Here is a 26722-nt window from a genome sequence, read left to right on the forward strand (position 1 = left end):
CACACTTTTCCTGGAATTGCTCTATTTCAGCTCGAGCAGCCGTTCCAGATAGCTGCGTTCGATGTCGGGGCTGAGCGCATTGCCGAGCCGTTTGCGGATCGCTTCCAGTATCTGGCGGGCGCGCTGCACGTCGATCTCGTCGGGCACCTTCACCGAATCGCCGAAATCGGGACCCTGGCTGGCGCGTGGCCGGCCGAGCGGATCACGATCGGCGTTCTGCTGCCGGCCGCCTTCCTCGCCGCCGCCCTGGTCGCCCTGCATGGCTTGCATCTGCTTCATCATGTCCTTGGCGCCCTTGCGCAGCGCTTCCAGCGCCCGGCCCTGATGACCGACGGCCGCATCGCCTTCGCCCTCGCCGAGTGCCTGTTCGGCATTGCCCATGGACTTGCCGGCCTCGCCAAATCCTTCATTGGGCTCCATACCCATGCCTTCGAGGCCCTTCTTCAGCTGATCCAGGTCGCTTTGCAGCTGGCCCTGGCCCTGCTGCAGCTGTTTCAGCGCATCGGCGAATTCCTGGGGTGTCATCGGCTTTTGCCGGGCGAGCGGATCGCGGTCTTCGCCGACGCCGGGTCTGTCCTCATCCTGGCCGCCTTCGCCGAGCTGCTCGTCACGGTTCTGCCCGCGCTGGCGCTCGCCGCGCTGCATCTGATCCATGCGGAAGGTGTCGTTCATCATCTCCTGCTGACGCCGCAGGATCTCACCCAGCTTGTCCATCTGCTGGCGCATCTCGCTGTCCTGCTGGCCGCCTTGCTGCTGACGGCCGGCTTGCAGATTGTTCATCATGTCCTGCAGTTGCGACAGCAGTTGCTGGGCCTTGTCGCGATCTCCGGACTTCGCCAGGTTTTCGATCTGGTCCATCATGCGATCGATGTCGCTCTGGCGCAGTTCCTGGCCATTCTGCTGCATCTGCGGGGCGTTGGGATTCTGCTTGGCGCGCTCCGCGAATTCCTGCAGGAACTGGTTCATCGCCTCGCGCAGTTCCTTCATCGCCTTTTCGATTTCAGCGTCGCTGGCGCCATTCTTGATGGCGTCCTGCAGCGCCTGTTGCGCCTGGCGCAGCCGCTTTTCGGCGGCCGAAAGATTGCCTTCCTCGATGCCGAGCGCGATTTCCCAGAGATAGGAGACCTCGCTGCGCAATTGATCGTCGCTCTCGGCCATCTTCAGCCGGGTGCGGGCGCTCATGATGGCGAGATAGTGAGACATGTTGTCGAACGTGTCTTCCGGCCGCAGCGTGATGGCGTCCATCAGGTCGAGCACGCGCGGCTTGGCGTTGGCGTCGAGCGCCAGCAGGCGGCGCTGTTCGATCACGGCGCGTGCCAGCGGATTGGCGAAAGGCCGCTCCGGCATCAGCAGCGTCTTGGTTTCGCTCGATGCAGTGTGCCCGGCATCATCGGTGGCGACCAGCGTCAGCTTGATGCTGCTGCCGGCCCAGACATGCTCGGTCAGGTCCTTGGAGGTCTTGGCGGCGTTCGACTTGCCGCCGCGGCGCGGCAGCGTCAGCGGCATTTCAGGTGCACCGTACAGCGGGCGCGCATTGGGCGCCTGCGGATCGGCGAGCGCGAACACCGCTTTGGCGGTGGCGGCGCCATAGTCGTCGTCGATCTGGTAGTTTAGCTCGAAGGCGCCGTTTGCGGCGCGCTTGGGCTCGCCGACGAAGCGGATCTGCGGCGGCTTGTCCGATATGACCGCGAAGGCCCAGCGGCCGAGCTGGTCCTCGCCCGACGTCAGCGTCAGCGTGCCGTCGCCGGTCAGCTTGCTGGTGAACTGGAGCACCTTGGACGGCGGCGCCGGGCTTGCAGCCGGCTTGGCGGCGGCCTGCGGCGCAGCGGGATCGATGGCGCGGGCGTTGCCATTCTTGTCGGCATAGCCGAGCGTCTCCTCGCCTGAGCCACCCGTCACGCGCAGCGAAACGTCACTGCCTTCGGGAACCGTAAAGGTCGGGATCGCCTGGTTGGCGTCGGCGGTCAGGAAGATCGGCGGCTTGCCGGTATAGGCCGGTGGCGTCACCCATGCGTCGATGCGCGGCGGCACGATATCGCGCGCGCCATGGGCATTGAAGCCGTCGCTGATCCTGCCGCCCGTCGGTCCGAAGGAGAAGGCGAAGGCGGTAACGAGCAAAAGGGCCGCCACCGCGCGCAGCCCCCAGGGGTCGCGCTCCGGCACGCGCGTGCGCGGCAGGTCGGCGCCAAGGTTGTCGAGCTTTCCAGCCATACGCTTCTGGTGTTCGCGCCACAGCGCCTGCGAGAAGCTGCTTTCCCTGCCGCTGGGCCGGTCGGTCTGCACCAGCACCGGGCTGTGCAACAGTTGATTGGCGGCCTCTATGCGGCGGTCGATTTCGCCGGCGCCCGGCAGGCGGAAGAAGCGCAGCGGATAGAGCGCGGCCAGTGCCGCTATGGCAAAAGCAGCGACCAGGCCGATGCGCGCCATATCCGGCAGCCGGGAGAACAGCCCCAGCCAGGAGATGCTGAGGAACAGGCTGGCGACGATGACGAGCGGGAGCAGCAACGGCCAGCCGCGCTCGACCATCATCGAGACCCGCGTCGCCAACCGGCTCAAGGCCAGGCGTCCGGCCAGGCCGCGATCACTGCTGAAGGTGGGTCGTTGCGTCATCGGCCCTTCCTTGAGCCTATCCCGAAAACCGGGATGCGGCCTTATCCCTTTGAGCATGATCTGTTCCGAAAGGGATTTCACTTTTCGGGATCATGCTGTGGAGCGGGCAGGATAGCCCGACGCCTCACGACTCAAAGAATACCAGCAAACACGGCAAAGGCGAGGCAGTTCGGAAAAACGTGAAGTGGACCGTTATAGTTCCATCCTGCATACCCTTTAGAAGGCAGCAGGCCCTTTAGAAGGTAGCGGGGTCCGCATTCGCTCCGCAGACCAGCACGGCGACCCGTTCGCCCGCCGCCGGCGCATAGCGGCCCGACAGGACCGCGGCAAAGGCGGCGGCGCCACCCGGCTCGGAGATGATGCGGGCCCGGTTCCACAGCGCCTTCTGCGCGGCGATGATGTCGTCGTCACTGACCAGGATCGAGCGTTCGACAAAGGCTTCGGCAATCGGGAACATCATTTCGCCGACGCGCTTTGGCGCCAGCGAATCGGCGGCGATACCCTCGGCCGGCGCGTCGACGGGGTGTCCGGCCTCGAAGGCGCGATGAAGCGTCGGCGCTCCTTCCGGCTCGACGGCGATGATACGGATGCGGCCGGTAAACCAGGCAGCGATGCCGCCGATCAGGCCGCCGCCGCCGACAGCGACCAGCAGCGTGTCGATCTTAGGCAAATCGCTCTCGATTTCGAGCCCGAGCGTGCCCTGGCCGACGAGCGTTTCCTCCTGGTTGAAGGCATGGATCTGCAAGGCGCCGGTCTCCTCGGCGAACCGTTCGCTGGCCGCCAGCGCCTCGGCGTAGCGGGCGCCGCCGACGATCAGTTCGGCGCCGTAGGAGCGGATTCGCTCCAGTTTGGCTGGCGGGCTCACTTCGGGAACGAAGATGGTCGCCTTGTGGCCGAGCCGCATGGCGGCATAGGCGACGGCCGCGCCATGGTTGCCGCCCGATGCCGCTACGACACCGGCGTCGGGAACCGGCCGCTCCAGGAGATTGGTGAAGGCGCCGCGCGCCTTGAACGAGCCGGAATGCTGCAGGCATTCGAGCTTCAGGTCGACGGCCAGCGGCGGCTGATCGAAGTCGGCCATGTCGACGCGCAGCACCGGCGTGTGCCTGATATAGGAGCGGATGCGCGGTTCCATCGCGGCAATGCGCTCGCGTGTGACGGTGATGCCGTTCGTCATGATTGCTCCCTGGGACGGGTAGGTGTGTTTCCGGCGCTCCTATGCAAGCCAGTCGGGCATCGAATCCAGCCCAATCAGGTCGTCATAGGTCGGGCGTGGGCGCACGATGTGGAACCGGTCGCCGTCGACCAGCACCTCCGGCACCAGCAGGCGGGTGTTGTAGGTGCCGGCCTGCACCGCGCCATAGGCGCCGGCGGTGGAGACGGCAATCAGGTCGCCGGCCTTCAGCCTGGGCAGATCGCGGTCCAGGCCGATATAGTCGCCGGTCTCGCAGACCGGGCCGACCACGTCGACCATCATGCGCGGCGTGTCGGCCGGCGGCTGCACGACCGGACGGATGTCGTGGAAGGCGTCGTAGAGCGTCGGCCGGATGAGATCGTTCATGGCGGCATCAACGACGAGGAAGTTCTTGGCGTCGCCTTCCTTCACGAAAATCACTTCCGAGACGAGGATGCCGGCATTGCCCGATATCAGCCGGCCAGGCTCGAACATCACCTTCAGCCCGAGCTTGGTGACATGCTTCCTGACGATCTGGGCATAGGCGTCGGGCAGCGGCGGCGGGTTGTTGTCGATGCGGTAGGGAATGCCGAGCCCGCCGCCGACATCGATATGCTCGATGGCATGGCCGTCCGCCCGCAGCGCGCCGACCAGATCGACAAGCAGGGCGAAGGCATCGTCGAAGGGCTGCAGCTCGGTGATCTGGCTGCCGATATGGGTATCGATGCCGGTGATCCTGATGCCGGGAAGCTTTGCCGCGCGGGCATAAACCTGCCGCGCCCGCTGCCACGGGATGCCGAACTTGTTCTCGGCCTTGCCGGTGGAGATCTTCTTGTGGGTCTTGGCGTCGACGTCGGGATTGATGCGCAGCGAGATCGGCGCCACCTTGCCAAGGGCGGTGGCTCGCGCCGACAACAGCTCGAGTTCAGGCTCGGATTCGACGTTGAAGCAAAGGATGCCGGCGGCAAGGGCAAAGTCCATTTCGCGCGCGGTCTTGCCGACGCCCGAAAACAGGATCTTGCCGGCCGGAATGCCGGCGGCCAGCGCCCGGCGCAATTCACCTTCCGAAACCACGTCGGCGCCGGCGCCGAGCTTGGCCAGCGTCCGCAGCACGGCCTGGTTGGAATTGGCCTTCATGGCGTAGCAGACCAGCGCGTCGAGCCCGGCAAAGGACTGGGCAAACACCCGGTAGTGCCTGGTCAGGGTCGCCGTCGAATAGCAGTAGAATGGCGTGCCGATCTGTGCGGCGATGTCGGGGATCGCCACGTCCTCGGCATGGAGCACGCCGTCGCGGTAGTCGAAATGGTTCACGAGAGTGGTTCCGGAAGTTGGGGCGCGATGAGATCGGGTTGAAAGGCCCGGCTCTCGTCGGCTCTAGATCAGCGGGTCGAGGATGAATTTCTTGTCCTTGACCGGTTTTTCCGGCTCCGGCGGCACGGGCTGGTGGGCCTTTGAGGCATCCTTGCGCGCCTGCACGGCCGCCTCATAGGGCGTGTCGAGAGCGCCCCTCCTGCCGCAGGCCGAAACGGCCGCGATCGCAACCAGCAGCGTCAGCGTCACCAAAATCCTGCTTCCGGTCATCGATCCATCCGTCCGAAACGTTTGTCAGCCGCCGCTTTTAGCCGAGTTCTCGGCGCATTGCACCCCGGATATTGCTCGTCGCAATATCCGAGATATTGCCCGTCGCAATATCCGAGATATTACTGCTCGCAATATCCGGCATTACGCTTTCGCCAGCCGCTTTTTCCAGGCGCGGATCTGCTTCCTCACTTCCGACGGCGCCGTGCCGCCGAAACTGGTGCGGCTCTTGACCGAGTTCTGCACCGCCAGCACCGAAAATATGTCGGCCGTGATGCCGGAATTGATCGCCTGCAAATCCTCCAGTGAAAGCTTCTCCAGCCCCACCTTCCTGTCTTCGGCCAGCGCCACCGCCCGGCCGGTGACATGATGCGCCTCGCGGAACGGCAGGCCGAGCGTGCGCACCAGCCAGTCGGCAAGGTCGGTTGCTGTCGCGTGGCCGGAGCCGGCGGCCTTCTTCATCGCGGCCGCGTTGACCGTCATGTCCGAGACCATGCCGGTCATCGCCGCCAGCATCAGGTCGAGCGTCTCGGCGGCGTCGAACACCGATTCCTTGTCTTCCTGCATGTCCTTGCCATAGGTCAAAGGCATGCCCTTCATCACCGTCAGCAGGCCGACCAGATGACCGGTGACGCGGCCGGTCTTGCCGCGCACCAGTTCGGCGGCATCGGGGTTCTTCTTCTGCGGCATGATGGAGGAGCCGGTGGAAAACGAGTCCGACAGCCTGACGAAGCCGAACTGCGGCGTCGACCAGATGATGATCTCTTCGGCCAGCCGTGACAGATGCGTGGCGCAGATCGCCGCCACGCCGAGGAACTCGAGCGCGAAATCGCGATCCGAGACGCTGTCGAGCGAATTGCGCATCGGCTCGCGGAAGCCGAGCGCCTTGGCGGTCCGGTGGCGGTCGATCGGGAAGCTGGTGCCGGCAAGTGCGGCGGCACCGAGCGGGCTTTCATCCATCCGCTCGATCGCATCGCGCACGCGCGACAGGTCGCGCGAAAACATCTCGACATAGGCCATGCAGTGATGGCCGAAGGTCACCGGCTGGGCCGCCTGCATATGGGTAAAGCCCGGCATCACGGTCGCGGCATGCTCCTCGGCCCGCTCCAGCAGCGCCTCGATCAGCCCTTTCAACGCCTCGGCGACGCGAAAGCATTCATCCTTGACCCACAGCCGCAAATCGACCGCGACTTGATCATTGCGCGAGCGGGCGGTGTGCAGCCGGCCGGCCGCCGGGCCGATCAGATCGGCGAGGCGCGCCTCGATGTTCATGTGGATGTCTTCGAGCCGTGTCGAAAACTCGAAGCTGCCGGCCTCGATCTCTTTCAGGATCGTGTTCAGCCCGTCAGCGATTTTTTCTTGGTCGGCCGCCGAAATAATGCCCGTTTGCGCCAGCATCTCGCTATGGGCGATCGAGCCTTTGATGTCCTGCGCATAGAGTTTGCGGTCGAAGGAGATAGACGCGTTGATCGCTTCCATGATCGCGGCCGGACCCGAGGCAAAACGTCCGCCCCACATCTGGTTGCTGGTTTTCTTGTCGCTCATGGCTATAACCCGTGCTTCGGAGCAGTTTTGAGAAAATGGCAGACGGTAGTAGATTCTTCCCGGCCCCGCGCCTGATCCTCGCCGCCTTGGTGGCGGGCGCGCTGGCGGGCGCGGTCGCGGTATATGTCAGCGAGAGCCGGTCTGGCAACAATGCACCGGCACAAGCTGCCATGGGTGACAGCAGGGACGACGTGACCTGCGCGGCCAAGAGCGACCGCGCCAAGAAAGTCGTGGCGTCGGCCACCGGTGAGGTTGCGGCACTTTTGCCGGCCGATCCGCCTCAATCCCTGAAGAGCCTTGCCTTCAATGGTCCGGACGGCAAGCCGATGACGCTTGCCGATCATGCCGGCAAGACGGTGCTGCTCAATCTGTGGGCGACATGGTGCGCGCCGTGCCGTGCCGAAATGCCGGCGCTCGATGCGCTGCAGAAGGAAAAGGGCAGCGACTCCTTTGAAGTGGTCGCCGTCAACGTCGATGCCGGCGACGATGTGAAGCCGAAGAAGTTCCTCAGCGATACCGGCGTCGCGACGCTCGGCTATTACCGGGATTCGACGATGACGCTGTTCAACGACCTCAAGAAGCGCGGCTTGGCGCTAGGCCTTCCCGTCACCATGCTGATCGACGGCGAGGGCTGCCTGATCGCCCACATGAACGGCCCGGCCGAATGGTCGGGGCCGGACGCCAGGCGGCTGGTCGAGACGGCACTCAAGCCCGAGAGCCTGTAGTCTAGCGTGTGGCTAGCGCGGGTGCGGGCGCGAAGGCCAGAACGCTTCTGTCGCGCAGGCTGGCGGGTTTGCTGCCGACAGCGGGTGCGACGACGCCGGTCAGATCGCCGAATTCCTCGATGAGAGCCGGCTTGCCGATATAGTAGCCCTGGCCGATCTCGCAGGCTTCGGCGTCCAGGAACTTCAGTTCGCCGAGCGTCTCGACACCCTCCGCCAGAACCGGCAGGCCGAGCCCGCGTCCAAGTCCCAGGACGGCGCGCACGATCGCCGCGACCTGGCCGTTCTTGTCGACGGACTTGATGAATGAGCCATCGATCTTGATCTTGTCGAAGGGAAAGGCGCGAAGGTTGGAGAGCGAGGAATAGCCGGTTCCAAAATCGTCCATGGCGACGCGCACGCCCAGCGCCTTGACCTGCCGCAAGGTGGCCAATGCCCGCGGCATGTCCTTGACAAGCGCCGTCTCGGTGATCTCAAGCTCGAGCCTGCCGGGCGCCAGGCCGGAATTCAGCAAGGTTTCGTGGACCTTGCGGCTGAAATTCGTGTTGTGGAGCTGCACCGCCGAAACGTTGACGGCCACCGTCAGCGGATTTTCCCAGCGGGCGGCTTCCTCGCAGGCGGCCGTCAGCACCCATTCGCCAATCTGGCCAATGGCGCCGCTGTCTTCGGCGACCGGGATGAATATGCTCGGCGAGACGTCGCCGCGCGTCGGATGCCGCCACCGGACCAGCGCTTCGAAACCGACCATCTTCCCGCTGCTGATCTCCTTCTGCGGCTGATAGACGAGGTAGAACTCCTGGCGTGCGACCGCCTGGCGCAGTTCGTGCTCCATCACGCGCTTGTCGCGGGCCTCGGCCCCCATCGAAGCTTCGAAATAGCGGTAGGTGTCCTTGCCTTCGGTCTTGGCCCGGTAGAGCGCGGTATCGGCGTGGCTTATCAGGCTGGCCTGGTTTTCGGCATCCGATGGATAAAGCGCAATGCCGATGCTGGCCGACACCAGGCCGCCGCCGACCGAGAGCCGGTTTTCCTCGCGCATGGCGGTCAGCACGGCGTTGGCGATACGGCCCGCCTCCAACGGGTCGGTCAGGTTCGGCGCGATGATGGCGAACTCATCGCCGCCCAGCCGCGCCACCATCTGTCCTTGGCGAAGAATGCCGGTAACGCAGTGCGCAACCTTCTGCAGCATGGCGTCGCCCGCGCCGTGCCCATACAGGTCGTTGACCTCCTTGAACCGGTCGAGATCGAGCAGCAGAAGCGCAAGCTGGCCGCCTTTCCTGGTCCGGCCCATCGCAGCGATTTCCGTCTCCAGCCGGCCGGAAAAGCTGCGGCGATTGGCCAGTCCGGTCAATGGATCGAAATGGGCAAGCCGCAGGATCTCCTGTTCCGCCTTCTTGCGCTCGCGAATGTCGCGGACCGCGACCACGTTGTGAGGCTTGCCACAATAGTCGATGCTCCTGGCGATCAGCTCGACAGGAATGCTCGTGCCATCGCGGCCGCTCAATTCGGCCTCCTGCGGCTGTTCGCCGAAGCCCGACATGTCGGATCCGAAGAGATCGCCAAGCTGCATTCCGTTCAGCGTCGCTGTTGCGATGCCCGTCAATGTCGCCATGCTGTCATTGGCACTGATGATGCGGTGGCCGTCGCAGACGATCAGCCCCTCCACGGCGGCATTGGCCAGGCCGTGCATGCGGTCTACCTCGAGCTTCTGGCGACGGAAGCGCAAATCGATCCACAGCGCCGATGCCGACAGAACCAGGATCACCAGTGTGGCGGCGGCGGCCGCAAAAGCCTGCGAGGTCGGCTCGATCGTATATTCGGATATGACGATCGAGGGATCGGGGAAGATCGAGACGGCACCCATACCGATGAAATGCAGGGTGCAGATTGCCAGCGTCAGCAGCACCGCGCCGCCGGATGTCGCCTTCAAGGAGGGACGGCGCTGCACGACACGCAGCGCCAGCGCCGCGAGCGTCACGCCGGCCAGAAGGGAAACGGCGACAAGCAACAGGTTCCACTCGATGCGGCCCTGAACCTCGAACGCCGCCATACCGATGTAGTGCATGGCCGCGATACCGCCGCCCAGCACGGCGCCGCCGACGAGATGATAGTCGAACTCATTCCGCAAGGTGGCGATCCACATGCCGGCTGCCGTCAGAGTGACCGAAGCAGCGAGCGAAAGCACGGAAAGTGCGGGATCGTAAGCACTGGGTATGCCCGGTGTGAATGCGAGCATGGCGATGAAGTGCGTTGCCCAGATGCCGAAGCCGGTCGAAGTGGCCGCGATCATCAGCCAGGCAAGCCGGTTCCGATCGGTGGAGCGGCTTATGTGATGAAGCAGGTTGACGGCAGAGAAACAGGAAATTCCGCAGATCAGCGCGGCGAGTGCGACCAGTCTCAGATCGTGTTCGTTGACGATACAATTGTAGACCGTCAGCATTTTATTTCACCTGATCTTTGGAAATAAACAGGGCAGCAGGATTGAGTAGCGCGTTGCCGTTGAGGGATCGATAAAGTCGCCTGCAACCTTGGCGTGTCTCTTCGGGTTGCAGCGGCTGCAATCAAGGCTGCCACCCCGAAAGGCAGCTTGGCAGTTCCGACGGTGGTTCCTGGCGCTTGTCGTCGCGCTAAGCCGGCTAACCGTGTGGCTTTCCATGCGTCCAAGCGGAGGCGAGGTGGCGTGAGGTAAAGGGGTGAAGTTCGTCGATCTGCAACAAAACCGTTGTCTGATTGTCATGAGCGACACATATTGCCTTTGCGGGAGTGCCCCTTTCGCCAATGACAAACGGGAGATGAAACATGAAGTCCTTCGGCTTCGCGGCCGGTGTTGCCGCCACCTTTATGCTGCTTTCCTCAACCTCCGCTTTTGCTGTCACGCAGATCAGTTGGTGGCACGCCATGACTGGCGCCAATGCCGAAGTTGTCGACAAGATCTCCAAAGATTTCAATGCCAGCCAGAGCGACTATGAACTCGTTCCGGTGTTCAAAGGCACCTACCCCGAGACGCTGAATGCCGGCATCGCCGCCTACCGTGCCGGCCAGGCGCCCGACATCATGCAGGTGTTCGACGTCGGCACCGGCGTGATGATGGCAGCCGAAGGCGCAATCAAGCCGGCAGCCGATGTGTTGACCAGCGCTGGAATGACCTTCGACAAGAGCCAGTATCTGCCAGGCATAGTCGGCTATTATTCGAAGCCGGACGGCACCATGCTCTCTTTCCCCTATAACTCCTCCTCGCCGATCCTTTATTACAACAAGGATATCTTCAAGAAGGCTGGTCTCGACGTCGACAGCCCACCCAAGACCTGGAATGAGGTGTGGGAAGACGCCAAGAAGATCAAGGCGAGCGGCGCGGCCGCCTGCGGCTACACCTCGACCTGGCTGACCTGGATCCATCTGGAGAATTTCGCGGCCTGGAATGACGTGTCATGGGCCACCCAGCAGAACGGTCTGGCCGGCGGCGATGTCGAGCTCAAGATCAATGCGCCGATTTTCGTCAACCACTTCCAGGCGCTGGCGGACCTCGCCAAGGACGGCACCTTCAAATATGGCGGCCGCACCTCCGAAGCCAAGCAGATCTTCCTCGCCGGCGAATGCGGGATCATGACCGAATCCTCCGGCGGCCTTGGCGATATCGTCAAGTCCGGCATGAATTACGGCATCGGCCAATTGCCCTATGACAGCGACGCCAAGGGCGCACCGCAGAACACGACGCCGGGTGGCGCCAGCCTGTGGGTTTTCGCTGAAAAATCCGACGAGGAATACAAGGGCGTCGCGGCCTTCTTCGCCTACCTGTCGAAGACCGAGGTGCAAGAATACCTGCACCAGAAGTCGGGTTATCTGCCGGTAACGCTTGCCGCCTATGAAGCGACCAAGAAGTCCGGTTTCTATGACAAGAACGTCGGTCGCGAGACCCCGATCCTGCAGATGACGGGTAAGGCGCCGACCGACAATTCCAAGGGCGTACGTCTTCCGAACCTGCCGCAGGTGCGCGATATCCAGAACGAGGAGTTCGAAAAGATGCTCGCCGGCCAGCAAACCGCGCAGCAGGCGCTCGACAATGCGGTTACGCGTGGCAATGCGGCGATCAAGGAAGCGCTGGGGAATTAGAGCGAGCGCAGGTCCTTGCTCTACGGCGCATCCACCTGTCCTGCCAGGCATCTCCCCTCGGCGAGGGGAGTTTTGCCGTCCCTTGCGATTTCGCCAACGGTCGATGATGCCCAATCCGAAACGCTCGTCAAAGCCATCTTGGCGAAGAGGGATGCTACATCGTGCCGCCCGCCTCATCACCTCGGAGTGGCTCCATGACCCCTCGCGTCGTGTTTCCCAACAAGATCCTTCCCTACCTGCTGGTGGCGCCGCAACTGGCCATCACGCTCGTGTTTTTCTACTGGCCGGCCGGTCAGGCGTTCTACCAATCCATGCTCAGGCAGGATCCGTTCGGACTGAGGACCAAGTTCGTCTGGTTCGCCAATTTCAGGAAAGTGCTTGCCGATCCGGCCTACCTGAACTCGATCAAGGTCACGGTGGTGTTTTCCCTTGCGACCGCCATCGTCGCCATGTGCGTGGCGCTCCTGCTTGCGGTCATGGCAGAGAAGGTGGTGCGCGGCAAAGGTCTCTACCGCACGCTCTTGATCTGGCCCTACGCGGTGGCGCCGGCAATCGCCGGTATGCTGTGGCTGTTCCTCTTCAACCCGTCGATCGGGTCGCTGGCCTACATGCTGAGAAGTTTCGGCATCGCCTGGGATCCACTGCTCAACGGCACCCAGGCCATGATCCTGCTGGTGTCCGCCGCTGCCTGGAAGCAGATCAGCTACAATTTCCTGTTCTTCGTCGCCGGCCTGCAGGCGGTGCCGAAAGCCTTGATCGAGGCGGCGGCCATGGACGGCGCCGGCGAGACCAAGCGATTCTGGACCATCGTCTTCCCGCTGCTTGCGCCGACGACCTTCTTCCTGCTGGTCGTCAACACCGTCTATGCCCTGTTCGACACGTTCGGCATCGTCCATGCCGTCACCGGGGGCGGTCCGGGCAAGACGACTGAAACGCTGGTCTACAAGGTCTACAATGACGGCTTCGTCAATCTGATCCTCGGTGACTCGGCGGCGCAGTCGGTCATCCTGATGGTCATCGTCATCTCGCTCACGGCCATCCAGTTCCGCTATGTGGAACGCAAAGTCCATTACGGCTGAGGGCGAGCGATGATCGGCCAGTCACCGCTCCGCACCGTCATCGCCCACGCCGTGCTGATCCTCGGCATATTGATCGTTGCTTTCCCGATCTACTACACGTTCGTTGCCTCGACGCAGACGCTGCAAACGATCCTCAGGCCGCCATTGCCGCTCCTGCCCGGCGATCAGTTCTGGAACAATTACACCGAAGCGCTGTTCGGCGGTGTCGGCCGTATCGGCGGCGTCAGCGTCGGCAGGCTGCTGCTCAACACGACGATCATGGCGCTCGGCATCGCGGTGGGAAAGATCTTCATCTCGATCCTGTCGGCCTACGCGATCGTATTTTTCCGCTTTCCGCTGCGCATGACCTTCTTCTGGCTGATCTTCATCACCTTGATGCTTCCCGTCGAGGTGCGCATCCTGCCGACCTACAAGGTGATGGTCGATCTCGGCATGATCGACACCTATGCCGGCCTGATCATCCCGCTGATCGCCTCCGCCACCGCCACATTGCTGTTTCGACAGTTTTTCATGACCATTCCAGGTGAGCTGGTGGAGGCGGCGCGTGTTGACGGTGCGGGGCCGTGGCGCTTCTTCTTCGATATCCTGTTGCCGCTGTCGCGGACGAATATCGCGGCGCTGTTCGTCATCCTCTTCATTTATGGCTGGACGCAGTATCTGTGGCCGTTGCTCGTCACCAACAGCAGCAACATGAACACGATCGTCATCGCGCTCAGAAAGATGGTCTCCTTCGCCGATGCCGATACGCAATGGCACCTGGTCATGGTTACAGCGATGCTGGCCATCGTGCCGCCGATCCTGGTCGTGGTGCTGATGCAACGCTGGTTCGTTCGCGGCCTGGTCGATTCCGAAAAGTGAGAAGCTGATGGCGACCGTCGATCTGAAGGATGTGAAGAAGGTCTATCCCAGCGGTTTCGAGGCCGTGAAGGGCGTTTCAATCGCAGTTCCCGACAGGCAGCTTTGCGTGCTGGTCGGCCCATCGGGTTGCGGCAAGTCCACGCTGCTCAGGATGATCGCCGGGCTCGAAACCATCTCCTCGGGAACAGTTGCGATCGACGGCAAGATCGTAAACTCAATCGGTCCGACCGAGCGGGACATCGCCATGGTGTTCCAGAACTACGCGCTGTATCCGCATATGAAAGTCTACGACAACATGGCCTATGGGCTGCGCAACCGCGGCACGCCGAAAGATGAGATCGACAGCCGGGTCCGCGCGACGGCGAAAATACTCGAACTTTCGGCGCTGCTCGACCGCCGTCCGCGCGAGCTTTCCGGCGGCCAGCGCCAGCGTGTCGCCATGGGTCGTGCCATTGTGCGCAACCCGAGGGTTTTCCTGTTCGACGAGCCGCTCTCCAATCTCGATGCCAAATTGCGTGGCCAGATGCGCGTCGAGATAAAGAACCTGCAACGCTCGCTTGGCGTCACGTCGGTCTATGTCACGCATGACCAGCTCGAGGCGATGACGTTGGCCGACATCCTCGTCGTCATGAACGGCGGACTGGTCGAGCAAATGGGGGCGCCGCTCGACATCTATGAAAGGCCGGCCTCGACCTTCGTCGCTTCCTTCATTGGCGCGCCGCCGATGAATCTCCTGGCACTGACCGAAAGCGCCTCGGGCGCGGTGCTCGCAGACGGCACGGCGATCGCTTTCGCACCTCGGGAGGCAAGAGCTGCGACCCTCGGTTTTCGGCCCGAGGATGCCGACGTCACCTTCAATGCGGAGGCGCCGCCCGGCGCCCTCGTCCTGCCGGCGCTGGTCGAGGCAGTCGAACCGGTAGGCGCCGAAAGTTTCCTTCACTGTGCGGCAGGCGGCAACCGTATCGTCGTGCGTGTCGCGGGTCGCGCCACCGCCACGGTTGGCAACCAATTGCGCGTGGTTGCCAAGGCAGAAAAGCTGCACTGGTTCGATCAGGCAGGAAAGCGCGTCGGCTAATCCAAAAGATGCCCAGAGCGTTTCACCGTTTCACGGAAACGGCGAGCTGCTCTAACTCTTTGTTTTGACGCAATTCCAGACGGAAAACCGCTTCACAGTTTCCTAGAATTGCTCCAGCATACGGTGTTCAGGCGAAGACATGCGCCTTTCCCGATACGGTCAGCCGGACGATCTCGCCGACCGCCGGCGCGTCCATGCCCGGTTTGCGCAGGACCAGCGGCGTGTTGCCGATCGCGGCCGCATCGGGCGGATCGGCATTGTTCAAGAGCCGCACCGCGACCGTGCACATCGAGCCGGCGAATTCGGATTCCGTCACTTCGCCGAACAGCATGTCCGAGGTGCCGGACATGCCCTCGCGCGACGTTCTCTTCAGCGCGATCTGCTCCGGGCGAAGCATGATACGGGCGATATCGCGGCTGTCATTGGTGTCGACCGCGATGCGGCCGAGGGGCGAGTTGGCGAATCCATCCGATATCTTGGCCGGCAGGATGATGGCGTCGCCAAGGAATTCGGCGATCATCCTGTCCTTCGGCTTGAGATAGAGCTCGCGCGGCGTCCCGATCTGCGAGAACTTGCCGTCGCGCATCACCGCGACCTGGCTGGCGAAGGACAGCGCCTCGGCCTGGTCGTGCGTCACCAGGATGGTAGTGATGCCGGCAGCTTCCAGAAGCTCGGCCACCGCCTTGCGCATCGAGGCGCGCAGGCCGGTATCGAGTGCCGAGAACGGCTCGTCGAGCAGCATCAGCCGGGGCTTCATCGCCATGGCGCGAGCCAGCGCCACGCGCTGCTGCTGGCCGCCGGAGAGCTCGTGCGGGCGGCGCTTGAGGATCGCCTTGTCCAGCCCGACGATATAGGCGAGCTCGACGATGCGCTCGGTGCGCTTGTCCTCGCCGCGACCCATGCCGAAACCGATATTGTCGCCAATGGTCAGATGCGGAAACAGGGCACCATCCTGCGCCACCACGCCGATGCCTCGCCGATATGCCGGCACCGCAGCGCCGCCATTGGCCAATATCGTACCGTCGAGCGTGATGTGCCCCTGGTCCGGCGCCTCGAAGCCGGCAATCAGCCGCAGCAGGGTCGTCTTGCCGCAGCCGGAAGGACCGACAATCGCCGTGCGGCTGCCGCTGGCGACGTTCAGGTCGACGCCGGCAAGGGCGGCCACCGGGCCGTACTGCTTGTGCAAGCCACCGATTTCGAGAAAGCTCATCGTCCGGCCATCCGTTTCGACTGGACATAGAGCAGCCAGGTCAAGGGCAGCGACATCGCCACCATGATGAAGGCGTAAGGTGCCGCGGAGGCATAATCAATCTCGCCGCTGTAGGACCAGAACGCCATCGCCAGCGTGCGGGTGCCGTTCGGCGCCAGCATCTGGGTGGCGGTCAGTTCGTTCATGATGCCGAGCGCCACCAGCGCCATGCCGGCCGCGGCACCCGGCGCCGACAGGCGGATCGTCGTCGACCACAGCGCCTGCAGCGGCGGGCGGCCGAGGCTGGAAGCGGCGCGTTCGAGCTCGACCGGTGCCTGCGCGATCGACGCCCGCAGGCTGACCAGCGCGCGTGGCAGGAACATCAGCGCATAGGCCACCAGGATGGTGAACAGGGTCTGATAGAGCGGCAGCGCGATGCGCACCGTGATGGTGACCAGCGCCAGTGCAATGACAACCCCCGGCAACGAGCCGACAATGTAGTTGCAGCCCTCCAGCAGGCGCTGCAATGGCCCCGGGGCGCGGATCGAGATCCAGGCCATCGGCATGGCGGCGACGGTGGCGAGCAAGGCGCCGGCGAGCGCCAGGAACAGCGTCTGGCCAAGCGCCAGGCCGATCTCGTCCAGGCGCCAGACAGCGGCGCCGCCGGCGACAAGCCAGCCGCCGATGGTGACGAACGGCACGCCGAGCGCCAAAAGCGTGGTGACGACAAGCAAGAGCAGGCTCGGAATGGTGGCGCGCCCGAGGCTTGCGCGTTGCTGATGGCGCGCCGCACCCGAGCCGACGCGGGCATAGCGCTCCTCGCCGCGCACCAGCACTTCGAGGCCGAGCAGCACGAAGCAGCAGCTGACCAGCACGCCGGCCAGCATGTTGGCGGCCGGTCCATTGAAGGTCGACTGGAACTGGTCGACGATCGCCGTGGTGAAGGTGTCGAAGCGGATGAAGACATAGAGGCCGTACTCGGCCAGCAGATGCAGGCCGACCAGCAGCGAGCCGCCGCAGATGGCGAGCCGCAATTGCGGCAGCACGACCCGCCAGAACACGCGTCGGGGTCCAAGGCCGAGTGCGGCGGCGGCGTCCTCGAGGGCGGGATCGAGACGGCGCAATGCCGCCGACACCGGCAGATACAGGAACGGGAAATAGGCGATAACGGAAACCAGCACGCCGGCCCACAGGCCGTGCAGTCCCGGCACCATGGTGATCCAGGCGTAGCTGTGGACGAAGGCGGGGATGGCGAGCGGCGCCACGCACAGCCAGGACCAGATCCGGTCGCCCGGCAGGTCGCTGCGCTCGGTCAGCCAGGCCAGCGCAACCGACAGCACGATGGTGATCGGCACCGAGAGCGCGACCAGCAGGACAGTGTTGACCAGAAGCTCGCCGACACGCGGCCGGAAGACCAGCGCCGCGACGGTTTCCCAGCCGGTCTGCACCGCGATCCAGATGATGAAGGCGAGCGGCACCAGCGCCAGCAGCGCAACGAAGATGGCGGCGAGGACCAGCCAAAGCGGTGCGCGTCGCCGGGCCCTTCGGCCTGTGCCCGAAGGCAGGCCCGAACGCGCGAGATCGACCGCGGACTGCATCAGGTCAGACGCCGTGCCGTTGCCGTCCAGCGGCAGCAATTGAAGGACCGCGATCGCGGTCGGGAACACAGCGTGTCGTCATCGACGAATGCCATCTCGAAAAACAAAATCACTCCCGCGGAAGGCGAATTCCCGCGGGAGCGTGGTCGGGTGTCCTTTTAGGACGAATGGCAACTAAAGCAAGCCGGCTGCCGTCATCAGGTCGGTGACCTTCTTGGAGTTCAGCGTCGTGGCATCGACCTTCGGCGCCTGCAGATCGGCGAGCGGCACAAGCTTCGGGTTGGAGTCCGCACCATTGCCGACCGCGTATTCGAAGGAGTCGCCTGTTTTCAGCACGTCCTGACCGCCCTTGCCGGTCAGCCATTTCAGGAACGCCTGGGCTTCCTTGGGATGCTTGCTGGAGGCCAGCACGCCGCCGCCGGAGATCGAGACGAAGGCGCCCGGATCCTGGTTCTTGAAATAGTGCAGCTCGACATTCTTGCTGTTTTCGCCGGTCTTGGCCTGATCGCCGAAGTAGTAATAGTGATAGATGACGCCGCCTTCGATCTCGCCGGCATTGACCGCCTTCATCACCGTGCTGTTGCCCTTGTAGGCGGTGAAATTGGTTTTCATCGCCTTCAGCCAGTCGGCGGTAGCGGCTTCGCCCTTGAGCTGGAGCAGGGCGCTGACGATGGCCTGGAAATCGGCGCCCGACGGGGAGGCGGCCCAACGGCCCTTCCAGCTCGGATCGGCGAGGTCAAGCATCGACTTGGGCAGCTGGTCGGCGGTCAGCTTGGTTTTGTTATAGGCAAAGACCGTGCTGCGCGCGGCGACGCCGACCCATTTGCCGCTGGCCGGTTGATAATCCTGCGGAACCTGTGCCAACGTGTCGGCATCGACCGGCGCGAACAGGCCGGCGCTCTCGACCAGCGCCATGGCCGGTGAGTTTTCCGTCAGGAACACGTCTGCGGGTGAAGCAGTGCCCTCGGCGACGATCTGATTGGAGAAGTCGCTGTCGCCGCCATTGCGCACCGTGACCTTGATGCCCGTTTCCTTGGTGAAGCCTTCGGCCCACGCCTTGGTCAGGCTTTCGTGCTGGGCGTTATAGACAATGATGCCGGCATCCTCGGCCATCGATGGGCTGGCGATCAGCATGATTGCCAGCGCCGTGGCGCCGGCGAGGGTGGAAAGAGCATATTTCATGACATTGTCCTAAAGTTCGGGTTGGCACCGGCTCACCTACCGATACCTGACAGGCTTAGTCAACATTGGTGATCTGCTTCAATCGGTCGCTGAAGCACAAACGCTTGATATCGGGCTCACAATTCCAAGTGATGAAGGGACCCGAATGGCGTGCCGAATTCAAACCGATGGTTGATCCGCGGGCCGGATGAATGGGGCGGCTTGCAGACCGTGGAAAAGCACCGAATGCCGCCTGACGACCCTGGGAAGGTCCAAGCACCAGCCTTTGGCCTGCGTGAACAAGGCCTCCAGCAGTACAGCTATTTCTAACCGGGCGACGTGTTGACCCAGACAGGCATGCAGTCCGGTGCCAAAGGCAAGGGCCGACGAAATGCCGGAACCCAAATCCAACCGGTCGCCCGCCGGAAAAACAGAAATGTCTCGATTGGCGCTCGCCAGCACGGGTACGACGGCCTGCCCGGCTTTTATGGTTGCGCCACCAAATTGCATATCTTCCGCGGCGATGCGCGCTCCGGCATAGTGAACTGGAGCGCAAAAACGGAGCAGCTCTTCGGCTGCTGAAAACCAACTGACTTTCCCATCTTCAAGCAGCGAAAGCTGTTCTGGGAAGCGTGCAAGCGCGACCAGCGCATTGCCGAAGGTATCGACGACTGTCGCCTGCCCGGCAAAGAGCAGGAATACGATGTTTGCAACGGCATCGTCTCTCAGCCAGCGGCCAGCCTCGACTTCGGCAAGCATCTGAGCTGAAATACCGTTTGGGCGCACAGTACCGTGTTCTATCACGCTGGATACCCATGCCTCCAACCGGCGGCAGGCATCGTTTGCGTCTTCGTCTACGCCGCCGGCCCTTATTTCCAGGGCGTTGGCCATAAGCTGTGCGTCGGCGCCAATCCGCCAGGGATCGTCCATGTCAATACCAAGGATCTGTTCCAGGGCTGAAAACGATAGCGGCAGGCCTATATCACGAACCGCGTCGAACTCCGGTTTTTGTACAGCTGCCTGCGTAAGTTCCGACGCTTTGGCCGCAAGCCGGTCGAATAGCCCGTTGCTGGAGGAAAAGCTTAGCGAACCAGCCAATGGGCGGCGCAGGCGCATGTGCCGTGGCGGGTCGGACAGCAGCATGGAACGGGTCAACAGGTCCAGGGCCGGATTGGCGCTGATCTTTTGCCTGACCTCCTGATAGGCGCCCGGCGGTGCCTGCAGCAACAGCGGGTGTTTCAAGGCCTGGGAAACAAGCGCATGGCTGAACACGTAGAAGGCTTCACCGACCTCGGGATAAGGAGGTTTGCCCCAACTGGCGCCTCCTGAACTCCGACGACGGGCGAATTCGGGAAACGCATCGCTGCCATGGGCGATGGGGTCAAATAGATCAGCCTGATCTGTCATCGGGCAAGATCGACAGCAAAGATAACGCGAAATCCGCCGGAACTCATGTCTTCAGGTAGAAAATCGGACGCGAGATGTAGAAATTCGCACCGGAGAACACGGTTATAGAACCGCAGTAGCGGATCCCTCGTTATGGATTCCACCGAAGGCATGACACCGGTCCGATGCCAATCGTCGATGGTCCGACGAAATTCCGGATCCGGCCGAACCTTGTCGGGCAACTCGTCCTGTGCTCCCGCGTAGGACGGGCAACGTCCGTCGCCGACCAACCAACGCGCACCGACCTGCCGTCCATAGTCAGACATTTGCGACAACAGGCGGCGTGCCATGTCGGTGCCGCGGAATTCGGGTCGCACACCAAGATTGTACACGTAGAGTGACCGTGCAGGTCGGCTCCTGGCAAGCGAAGAGTAGGCGGAGAAGGTCTTGGGGAACCTTCCCGTATCGTGCGGATCTTGGCTGGTTTCCACGAAGCAGATCGCGCCGGCAACAAGGTTCTCAACCATGGCCAGGATCATTGTATGCCCGAGCGAAAGCCGGTGGTGAATTGTTTTTTCGCTGGCACCGAGTCGTCCCCAGGCCGCGGCCTCCATCGCGGCCATGCCCGGAACGTCGTCTGCCATAAGCTGTTGAAATACGATCATCTTCATCGTCGAAAGGCGGCTCGTAATTGCGATATCGAATCGATAATTTTCTGATACCAGCTGTTGATGAGTGCATGAGTAGGGGCGGGTTGTCTCATGATCTTCTATGTTTGCCATCGCTTGCATGCCTATACCCTGGCAAGCCTGCTACTCTATTTTCGAACAGATTTGCAGGGTTCTGTGCGCTTTGTCCCCTATGACGAACGGGAGCATCTGCTTGAGATTTCCAGAGGCACCGTTCTTTGGACGGATTTGGACCGACTGAGCGAAGCAGAGATTGAAGCATGCTCCAATCTCAGCCAGCGGATGAAGTCGCAGCAGCCTGATCTGTTTCAACTCAACCATCCCCGAAAAAGCCTTCAGCGTTTCGATCTATTGCGTATGCTGTTCGCGGACGGCATCAATGATTTCAATGTATACAGACCCGAAAGTCTGCCGGCGGGAATGCGTTTCCCTGTCTTTCTGCGTGACGAGACGGGCGCCGCTTATAAAGTGCCGCCGCTGTTGCAATCGCCGGCGGAACTCGGCGAGGCGCTCTCGAACCTGGGTACGATGAATTTTGTTCGCCCCATAGTGGTGGAGTTTGGAGCAAAGGCTGGTGCCGATGGCAGCTACCGAAAATACTCGGCATATCGGATCGGCGAGCGCAGTTATGCGCAACACTGCTTCGCCAGCAAGGAGTGGTTCATAAAGGTACAGGGAGGCGGTATGTCGGGGCAACATCGGGTCGAGCATACCGAGTTTGTGCGCGACAATCCGCATGCGGTAGAGCTGATGCCGATTTTCGAGAAGGCGGGGATCTCATATGGCAGGATCGACTACACCATTGTCGATGGTCGTATCCAGGTTTTCGAGATCAACACCAATCCCACTGTATTGAACGACCCGCCCACACCCTTCGACAGATACGATTCGTTGCCTTACGCCAACATGCATGCAGATGCCTTGGCACAACTGCCATATGCTAACGATCCCCTATCCACTCCGGTTATCGATGAGACACATTTCCAGATCTTGGGCCGCCTGAGAAACAAGTACCGTCGCAGACGGATGAAGCTGACCGTTCGAAAGGGCTTCAGGTCTTTCCGGGACGCCATGTTCGGCGCCAAGCCTTGAGTTCTCGAACAAGAGCGCGGGGCAATATCGCTCTGGCGATCGGCGCGCGGTGTGCCGCAATCTTTCGTGATTTGCCGATAGTTTGGCTTGGACATTATTTCGCCGGCCACGTAACAAATCAGCGCCGAGACGCGAAATTCGGGGGAGTGAACTCTTGTGAGCGGCAAGGACGAGGCCGAACTTTCCCGGCTGATGCGGGCCGCGATCGCGGGAGATGAAAGGGCTTACGCCGACTTTCTGCACCGGATTGCCGCGCTGGTTCGCGGTTTTGCCAGGCGCAAGATCGTGCAGGGCGGGGTCGATCCCGAGGATGTCGTGCAGGAAACCTTGCTGGCTATTCATGTAAAACGACATACCTGGCGTCAGGATGCGCCGGTGTTGCCGTGGATCTACGCGATCGCCCGCTTCAAGGTGATCGATGCGTTCCGGCGGCGAGGACGGCGCATCGAGATCGATGTTGACGATATCGCCGAGACGTTCGCCGAGCCGGAAACCGAGACCGTCAGCGAGCGAGATATCAACCGGGCATTGGACAGCCTGTCGCCGGCACAGCGCTCCGTGGTCTCGGCCGTGTCGGTGGAAGGGCGGTCCATCGGTGAGACGGCGGCGAAGTTCGGCATCAGCGAGACGGCGGTGCGTGTGTCGCTGCATCGCGGACTTGCTGCGATAGCCAAGCGATTCGGGCAGGGGCGGTTCGGGCGGGAATGACATGAGGACGGATGATCTCATCAAGGCGCTGGACGCCGACGCAAGCAGCAAGGCAATCCCGCTGCTATCGGCCTGGTGGCTGGCCGCCGGTGCGGGGGCGGTGATCGCGGCCGTCGTATTCCTGCTGACCATCGGCCCGCGCCCGGACTTCATGGCGGCCGCTCACACGATGCGCTTCCTCTCCAAATTCGTCTTCACCATCGTGCTGGCCGTCAGCGCCTTCGCCCTGATCCGCGCCTTGTCGACGCCGGGCGCCTCGACGGGCCGGGCAATGGCCTGGATGGCCGCGGCGCCCGTGCTGGTCGCCGTGGCGGTGCTTCTTGAGCTTTTCATGGTGCCGGAGGCGCTGTGGGGTACACGGATGGTCGGCTCCAACATGATGCTCTGCATGGGCTTCATCCCGCTGATCGGTATTGGCCCGCTTGCCATCTTCCTGTGGATGCTGCGCTATGGCGCGCCGACACGGCCGGTGCTTGCCGGTGCGGTGGCGGGTCTGCTCGCCGGCGGGCTGGCGGCAACCTTCTATGCCGCGCACTGCTTCGACGACTCGCCGCTTTTCGTCGCCACCTGGTACACGGCAGCGATCGCAGCGCTCGCATTGCTCGGTGCGCTCGGCGGACGGTTTTTCATACGCTGGTAGCGTTTCGTAACGATCGCGGACCCGTGCACCGATCCTTAATCATGCCGGCAATTGTTTGCCGGTTAGCGACCACGCCGGCATGCCGGACGCAACCTTTCCTTAAAATCGATCCGCCAAGGTTGATGCGAGAACATGCGTTTGCGCACGGGGGTGGCACGTATCGTGATGTGGCGAGGATTGACCAGCCGAAAATCTCTTGGGCATGCAGGGCTGGCGTTGCTCGTCGCCGGCCTGGGCGTGCTGGCGACCTCGATCCTGCTGTCGAGCCTGGATTTCGGCACCGAAGCGTTGAGGCTCTGCCTGCAGATCGCGGTGGCGGTGGCGGCGGGCGCGCTGTTCCTCGCCGCCCTGTCTATCCGCAGGATCAGCAGGGATCGCCAGCAGATCGCCGAGAGCGAGCTGCGCTTCCGCCGCGCCATGGAGGATTCGGCGATCGGCATCGTGGTTGTCGGTCTCGACGGTCGCATCCGCCAAACCAATCCGGCCTTCGCCGCCATGCTTGGCTACACAAGCGAAGAGATCGAGGCGCTGACTTTCTTCCAGATCACGCATCCCGACGATCTGCTGATCGGGCGGGAGACGATGGACGATCTGAAGGCGGGCACGGTCAATTCCTTCCACTTCGAGAAGCGTTATCTCAGGAAGGACGGAACGCCCGTCTGGGCTCATCTTGCCGGTTCGGTCATTCGCGATGAGACCAGCGGCCGCCCGCTCTATCTCGTTTCGCAAATCGAGAACATCGACGCGCGCAAGCAGGCCGAGGCGCGCATTGCCGAGGCGGAGACGCGTTGGAATTTTGCTCTGGCTGGTGCCGGCCAAGGCGTCTGGGACCTCGACATGCGCAAGGGGGGCACGACCTATTCCTCGACCTGGGTCAAGATGCTGGGCTATGCGGATGGCGAGCTCGATGGCGACACCGATCGCTGGCTGACGATGATTCATCCCGACGATCGCGAGACTGTCGCCGAAGCGGATCGCGCTCATCTCGAGGGCAAGACACCGTTCTTTGAGGCCGAGTTCAGGATGCGCCACAAGGATGGCCACTGGATGTGGATACTCGACCGCGGCAAGGCCATCGAACGCGACGAGAATGGACGGCTGATCAGGGCCATCGGCAGCCTGACCGACATCACCCGCCGCAAGGAGGCCGAAGAGCGCCTTACTGTGTCAGCGGCAATGCTTGCCGACGAAAAGGAGCGGTTGAGGGTGACGCTGCAATCGATCGGCGATGCCGTCATCTGCACCGACGCCGCAAACGGTATCACCTTCATGAACCCGGTCGCCGAAAAGCTGACCGGGATTGCCGGCGGCGAGGCTCTCGGCAAGATGCTTGGCCATGTCTACTGGGCGGTCGACGAGGAGACGGGGCACAGGATCGGCGTCACCCGGCCCGCAGTTGGCGTTCATGCGCCCGCCGACCAGAACAGCCGCGCCGTCCTGATCCGGCGCGACGACACGCGCTGCAGCATCCGCCAGGTGGTGTCGCCGATCATCAACGAACGGAACGAATTCTGCGGGCTGGTCATCGTCTTCCAGGACTTTACCGATGCGCGCGCGCTGCAGCGCCAGCTGGCGCATGCCGCGGCACACGATGCGCTGACCGGCCTTGCCAACCGCTCGAGCTTCATCCGCGCCATGGAAGACCTGGTCGGCCAGGCGCGCAAGGATGGCACCGCCGACACGACGAAGTCGGTCGGAGGCGCCGGACATCAGTTCATGTTCATCGATCTCGACCACTTCAAACTGGTCAACGACACCGGCGGACACGCGGCGGGAGACGCGCTGCTGAAGCGGGTTGCCGAGGCGATTCGCGGCGTGCTTGGTCCAGACGATATCGTCGCTCGCCTCGGCGGCGACGAATTCGCGGTCATTCTGAAATCGGGTTCGGCAGCCGGCGCCAAGATCGCGGCACGCTCCATCATCGATGCGATCGGCGGGCTGGACTTCACCTGGGACGGCCGTCTTCACGTGATCGGCGCCAGCATCGGACTGGCTGCGATCAATGCCAATTGCGGCGAGGTCGACGAGATCATCGCGAGAGCCGATGCGGCCTGCTATGCGGCCAAGGCGGCCGGCCGCGGCTGTGTCTCCGTGGCGTCCGACGCACGGATCGTGGAGGGCCGGACAGAGCCGCTGGCGGCGGCCTCCTGATCGAGCCTGTCAACCGCCGATCCGAAGGCTTGTCCCTGATTTGCGTCGACGATGCGCTCAGCGCGTCGGAACGGGATGCTCGCCACGATAGTCGTAGAAGCCGCGCCCGGTCTTGCGGCCGAGCCAGCCGGCCTCGACATATTTCACCAGCAGCGGGCAAGGGCGATACTTCGAGTCCGACAGGCCGTCATGCAGCACCTGCATGATCGACAGGCAGGTATCGAGCCCGATGAAATCGGCCAACTGCAGCGGCCCCATCGGATGGTTGGCGCCGAGCCGCATGGCGGTGTCGATGGCGTCGACCGAGCCGACACCCTCATAGAGCGTGTAGATCGCCTCGTTGATCATCGGCAACAGGATGCGGTTGACGATGAAGGCCGGAAAATCCTCCGAGACCGTGATCGTCTTGTCGAGCTGCTTCACATAGGTCTTGGCAGCCTCGAAGGTCTGGTCCTCGGTGGCGATGCCGCGCACCAGCTCGACCAGCTTCATCAGCGGCACCGGGTTCATGAAATGTATGCCGATGAACCGCTCAGGCCGGTCGGTCTGCGCGGCAAGCCGCGTGATCGAGATCGACGAGGTGTTGGTCGCCAGGATGGCTTCGGGATTGAGCTGCGGACAAAGCTGGGCGTAGATCTTGCGCTTGACCGTCTCGTCCTCTGTCGCCGCCTCGATCACCAGATCCGCGCCGGCAAGATCGGCCATCGCGGGCGCGGCCGAAATGCGGCCCATCGCGTCGTTGCGCACCTTCTCGTCGAGCTTGCCGGACCCCACCTGGCGGGCCATGTTGCCGCTGATTGTGGCGATGCCTTTCTCGATGCGGTCGGGCGAAATATCGTAGATCAGCACCTTGTAGCCCGAAAGCGCGGAGACATGGGCGATGCCGCCGCCCATCTGGCCCGCGCCGATGATGCCGATCGTCTCGATCTTGCTCATTACACCGATCCCGTCAAAAGGCCTTTGCGGCCTGCTTTTTGTGCGGTGCAAACTAAAAGGGCGGGGCGACTTCGTCTACCCCACCCTCACCATTTAATACGCTTTGGCAGAAAGCGTCAAAGCGCCTTTTGCAGCTCCGGCAGAATGACGAAGAGATCGCCGACGAGGCCGTAGTCGGCAACCTGGAAAATCGGCGCCTCCTCGTCCTTGTTGATTGCGACGATGACCTTCGAATCCTTCATGCCGGCGAGATGCTGGATGGCGCCGGAGATGCCGACCGCGATGTAAAGATCGGGGGCAACCACCTTGCCGGTCTGGCCGACCTGCCAGTCGTTCGGCGCATAGCCGGCATCGACCGCGGCGCGGGAGGCGCCGACGGCGGCACCGAGCTTGTCGGCGACCGGCAGGATGACCTCCTGGAACT

22 protein-coding genes are annotated in these 26722 nt (G+C 62.8%); 9 read left to right on the forward strand and 13 right to left on the reverse strand.

Translation table 11 applies throughout. The features are described from left to right. Window positions 1-21: 21 nt before the first annotated feature. The 5 genes from NP503_RS31280 to argH form a co-directional block, all read right to left on the reverse strand. Complete coding sequence (locus NP503_RS31280; RefSeq protein WP_127301959.1) at window positions 22-2610, reverse strand: TIGR02302 family protein; 2589 nt, start codon at window positions 2608-2610, stop codon at window positions 22-24. A gap of 235 nt (window positions 2611-2845) precedes the next feature. Continuing rightward, window positions 2846-3787: a threonine/serine dehydratase gene (locus tag NP503_RS31285; RefSeq protein WP_127272538.1), complete on the reverse strand. Its 942-nt coding sequence runs from the start codon at window positions 3785-3787 to the stop codon at window positions 2846-2848. Between the two features lie 39 nt (window positions 3788-3826). Continuing rightward, window positions 3827-5095: a diaminopimelate decarboxylase gene (gene lysA / locus NP503_RS31290; RefSeq protein WP_127272539.1), complete on the reverse strand. Its 1269-nt coding sequence runs from the start codon at window positions 5093-5095 to the stop codon at window positions 3827-3829. A gap of 63 nt (window positions 5096-5158) precedes the next feature. Beyond that, entirely contained in the window at window positions 5159-5365 is a 207-nt protein-coding gene (locus NP503_RS31295) for a lipoprotein (RefSeq protein ID WP_023811112.1), read from the reverse strand. Between the two features lie 141 nt (window positions 5366-5506). Next, a complete protein-coding gene (gene argH / locus NP503_RS31300) occupies window positions 5507-6907 on the reverse strand; it encodes an argininosuccinate lyase (protein WP_127271598.1) in 1401 nt (466 codons plus the stop codon). A gap of 35 nt (window positions 6908-6942) precedes the next feature. Here argH and NP503_RS31305 point away from each other — a divergent pair, with 35 nt between their 5' ends. Then, window positions 6943-7632, forward strand: a complete 690-nt coding sequence (locus NP503_RS31305) for a TlpA disulfide reductase family protein (RefSeq protein WP_127272540.1) — start codon at window positions 6943-6945, stop codon at window positions 7630-7632. A gap of 1 nt (window position 7633) precedes the next feature. Here the strand turns inward: NP503_RS31305 and NP503_RS31310 are convergent, their stop codons facing one another. Further along, the gene (locus tag NP503_RS31310) at window positions 7634-10066 is read right to left on the reverse strand and encodes an EAL domain-containing protein (protein WP_127269633.1); all 2433 of its coding nucleotides are present in this window, start codon (window positions 10064-10066) and stop codon (window positions 7634-7636) included. A 359-nt stretch (window positions 10067-10425) separates the two neighbouring features. Here NP503_RS31310 and ugpB point away from each other — a divergent pair, with 359 nt between their 5' ends. The 4 genes from ugpB (at window position 10426) to NP503_RS31330 (ending at window position 14748) form a co-directional block, all read left to right on the forward strand. Further along, the gene (ugpB, locus tag NP503_RS31315; protein ID WP_127269634.1) at window positions 10426-11736 is read left to right on the forward strand and encodes a sn-glycerol-3-phosphate ABC transporter substrate-binding protein UgpB; all 1311 of its coding nucleotides are present in this window, start codon (window positions 10426-10428) and stop codon (window positions 11734-11736) included. A 194-nt stretch (window positions 11737-11930) separates the two neighbouring features. Next, window positions 11931-12815, forward strand: a complete 885-nt coding sequence (ugpA, locus tag NP503_RS31320) for a sn-glycerol-3-phosphate ABC transporter permease UgpA (RefSeq protein ID WP_127268503.1) — start codon at window positions 11931-11933, stop codon at window positions 12813-12815. Between the two features lie 9 nt (window positions 12816-12824). Then, complete coding sequence (ugpE, locus tag NP503_RS31325) at window positions 12825-13673, forward strand: sn-glycerol-3-phosphate ABC transporter permease UgpE (RefSeq protein ID WP_127268504.1); 849 nt, start codon at window positions 12825-12827, stop codon at window positions 13671-13673. 7 nt (window positions 13674-13680) lie between these two features. Further along, window positions 13681-14748, forward strand: a complete 1068-nt coding sequence (locus tag NP503_RS31330) for a sn-glycerol-3-phosphate import ATP-binding protein UgpC (RefSeq protein ID WP_127268505.1) — start codon at window positions 13681-13683, stop codon at window positions 14746-14748. 127 nt (window positions 14749-14875) lie between these two features. Here NP503_RS31330 and NP503_RS31335 read toward each other — a convergent pair whose 3' ends face one another. From NP503_RS31335 to NP503_RS31355, 5 genes are all read right to left on the reverse strand, one after another. Then, window positions 14876-15958, reverse strand: coding sequence for an ABC transporter ATP-binding protein (locus NP503_RS31335; RefSeq protein ID WP_127268506.1), 1083 nt, complete (start codon window positions 15956-15958; stop codon window positions 14876-14878). Continuing rightward, on the reverse strand, window positions 15955-17535 hold the full coding sequence (locus NP503_RS31340; RefSeq protein WP_127328001.1) for an iron ABC transporter permease: 1581 nt from the start codon (window positions 17533-17535) through the stop codon (window positions 15955-15957). The genes NP503_RS31335 and NP503_RS31340 overlap by 4 nt, the downstream gene beginning before the upstream one ends. A 174-nt stretch (window positions 17536-17709) precedes the next feature. Continuing rightward, on the reverse strand, window positions 17710-18717 hold the full coding sequence (locus NP503_RS31345; protein WP_127271210.1) for an iron ABC transporter substrate-binding protein: 1008 nt from the start codon (window positions 18715-18717) through the stop codon (window positions 17710-17712). A 159-nt stretch (window positions 18718-18876) separates the two neighbouring features. Continuing rightward, window positions 18877-20103: a cytochrome P450 gene (locus tag NP503_RS31350; RefSeq protein WP_127271208.1), complete on the reverse strand. Its 1227-nt coding sequence runs from the start codon at window positions 20101-20103 to the stop codon at window positions 18877-18879. Beyond that, window positions 20100-20753: an N-acetyltransferase gene (locus NP503_RS31355; RefSeq protein WP_127271207.1), complete on the reverse strand. Its 654-nt coding sequence runs from the start codon at window positions 20751-20753 to the stop codon at window positions 20100-20102. Before NP503_RS31355 ends, NP503_RS31350 begins: the two co-directional genes overlap by 4 nt. A gap of 90 nt (window positions 20754-20843) precedes the next feature. Between NP503_RS31355 and NP503_RS31360 the strand changes: the two genes are divergently transcribed. The 4 genes from NP503_RS31360 (at window position 20844) to NP503_RS31375 (ending at window position 25362) form a co-directional block, all read left to right on the forward strand. Then, window positions 20844-21863, forward strand: coding sequence for a hypothetical protein (locus NP503_RS31360; protein WP_127271205.1), 1020 nt, complete (start codon window positions 20844-20846; stop codon window positions 21861-21863). A gap of 156 nt (window positions 21864-22019) precedes the next feature. Beyond that, window positions 22020-22571: a sigma-70 family RNA polymerase sigma factor gene (locus NP503_RS31365; protein ID WP_127271203.1), complete on the forward strand. Its 552-nt coding sequence runs from the start codon at window positions 22020-22022 to the stop codon at window positions 22569-22571. A 1-nt stretch (window position 22572) separates the two neighbouring features. Further along, window positions 22573-23211: an NrsF family protein gene (locus NP503_RS31370; protein WP_127271201.1), complete on the forward strand. Its 639-nt coding sequence runs from the start codon at window positions 22573-22575 to the stop codon at window positions 23209-23211. 132 nt (window positions 23212-23343) lie between these two features. Continuing rightward, a complete protein-coding gene (locus tag NP503_RS31375) occupies window positions 23344-25362 on the forward strand; it encodes a PAS domain S-box protein (RefSeq protein ID WP_127271199.1) in 2019 nt (672 codons plus the stop codon). Window positions 25363-25419: 57 nt separating this feature from the next. Here the strand turns inward: NP503_RS31375 and NP503_RS31380 are convergent, their stop codons facing one another. Together NP503_RS31380 and NP503_RS31385 are read right to left on the reverse strand one after the other, a co-directional pair. Then, on the reverse strand, window positions 25420-26298 hold the full coding sequence (locus tag NP503_RS31380; protein WP_013529423.1) for a 3-hydroxybutyryl-CoA dehydrogenase: 879 nt from the start codon (window positions 26296-26298) through the stop codon (window positions 25420-25422). A 116-nt stretch (window positions 26299-26414) separates the two neighbouring features. After that, window positions 26415-26722, reverse strand: a 308-nt coding sequence (locus NP503_RS31385) for an electron transfer flavoprotein subunit alpha/FixB family protein (RefSeq protein ID WP_206529168.1), incomplete at its 5' end; no start/stop codon positions are given.

Origin of the sequence: Mesorhizobium sp. SEMIA396, assembly GCF_024518615.1 — a bacterium.
In the GTDB taxonomy this organism is placed as follows: Bacteria; Pseudomonadota; Alphaproteobacteria; order Rhizobiales; family Rhizobiaceae; genus Mesorhizobium.